This is a genomic window from Janthinobacterium sp. UMAB-56, from assembly GCF_900095265.1.
Taxonomy (GTDB): Bacteria; Pseudomonadota; Gammaproteobacteria; order Burkholderiales; family Burkholderiaceae_D; genus Janthinobacterium.
The window spans coordinates 1-377 of sequence record NZ_LT607712.1 but is presented as its reverse complement, the minus strand read 5'-3'; the positions used below and the strand labels follow the sequence as shown (position 1 = coordinate 377).

Annotated in this window: 2 tRNA genes; both read right to left on the bottom strand. The window is 51.5% G+C overall.

Annotated elements, in window-relative coordinates:
* Position 1: 1 nt before the first annotated feature.
* Positions 2-78, bottom strand: a tRNA-Arg gene (locus K0F85_RS28390).
* Between the two features lie 78 nt (positions 79-156).
* Positions 157-233 (bottom strand) — tRNA-Arg (locus K0F85_RS28385).
* Between the last annotated feature and the right edge of the window lie 144 nt (positions 234-377).

The window sequence follows — 377 nt, the reverse complement described above, 5'->3', positions numbered from 1 at the left end:
CTGGTGCGGCTGGCAGGAATTGAACCCACGACCCCTTGGTTCGTAGCCAAGTACTCTATCCAGCTGAGCTACAGCCGCAAACTCTGACACACTTCGCCGTACGGCACGAAGCTTGAAAATCTCATCAAAACGAAGCGAACCCCGTTCCGGCAATACTGGTGCGGCTGGCAGGAATTGAACCCACGACCCCTTGGTTCGTAGCCAAGTACTCTATCCAGCTGAGCTACAGCCGCAAAACTTCTACAACATTCCACAGAACAACATGGAGGTCAAACTTGTTACAACAAAACCAGGCAAAGTCTGATTTTCAGTATTCTGGTGCGGCTGGCAGGAATTGAACCCACGACCCCTTGGTTCGTAGCCAAGTACTCTATCCA